The organism is Bacillus sp. CR71 (assembly GCF_003429245.1).
Classification (GTDB): domain Bacteria; phylum Bacillota; class Bacilli; order Bacillales; family Bacillaceae_G; genus Bacillus_A; species Bacillus_A thuringiensis_S.
This window is the reverse complement of record NZ_CP031748.1, coordinates 5,910,945-5,912,183: the sequence shown is the minus strand read 5'-3', so window position 1 is coordinate 5,912,183 and position 1,239 is coordinate 5,910,945. Positions and strand designations below refer to the sequence as shown.

Sequence of the window (1,239 nt, the reverse complement as noted above, 5' to 3'; positions counted from 1 at the left end):
AATTTTTTCCCGTTTGAATCTACTTGATCTATTACTACTGCTTGTTGAACATTCTTATGCTCTAATAGTTGATTAGACACTTCACCTAATTCTACTCGGTATCCTCTTATCTTAATTTGTTGATCTTTTCGACCTAAAAATTCAATATATCCTTCTTTTCTTAACACTCCATGGTCCCCTGTTTTATACAAGCGGCCCAATGTAGGATGTTCTATAAATGCATTTTTTGTTTTTGTATCATCATTTTTATATCCTTGTGCTAGACCTATTCCTCCAATATAGAGTTCTCCTTCTACCTCTACTGGACAAACCTGTCCTGCATAATTTAAAACATAAAATTTTTGATTCGCTAATGGCATTCCGTATGGAATGCTCTTCCACTCAGGGTTTATTTCATTAATTGGATAATAAATAGACCATATTGAAGCTTCTGTGGCTCCTCCTAATGAATTAATTTGTGCTTTTCCAAAATATTTCCTAATTTTCTCTGGTAATATCAATGGAATCCAATCCCCACTTAACAATACAAGACGTAATTCGTTATCTTGATATTCTTTCATAGATTCTATAAATTCAATTGTTAAATCCATAATAGCCGGAACCGAACTCCAAATGGTAATACCATACTTGTCGATTGTTTCTATGACTTCTTGAATATCCCTTTGATCCTTAATCTGAACAATTGAAGCTCCACTACTCAAAGCACCAAAAATGTCATATACGGATAAATCAAAACAAATAGATGAGAGACCAATAAAACGATCATCTTCATTTACTTGGAATTTTTGATTTATATCTAAAATGGTATTAACTGCTGATTCATGAGTAATTATTACCCCTTTAGGCTTCCCTGTGCTTCCAGAAGTGTAAATAATGTAAGCTATATCATCTGGACTACTTTCATTTTCCACATCTTCTATAGAACAAGAATGTAGATCCTCTTTTGAATACACATCCGGTGTCAATAATAAATCACATTGGCTATTATTTAAGATGTAGTCAATACGTTCTTGTGGATATTCTGGATCTACTGGCACATATGCCGCTCCTGTTTTTAAAATCCCTAAAATATTTACAATCGTATCTGGGCAACGTTGTGCAAGCACCCCAACTAGTGAACCCTTTCCTACTCCTTTTTCTTGTAAATACCTTGCGACTTGATTAGATTTTTCATGTAATTCTTGGTATGTCAAGCTCTCTTCTTCCATAATAACCGCTGTATAATCTGGTGTTTTCTGT

General features: G+C 33.8%; 1 protein-coding gene. It reads right to left on the bottom strand.

What is annotated here, in order from left to right; translation table 11 throughout:
* Positions 1-1,239: amino acid adenylation domain-containing protein (locus tag DOS87_RS29840; RefSeq protein WP_208730393.1), on the bottom strand; the 1,239-nt coding region annotated here is incomplete at both ends.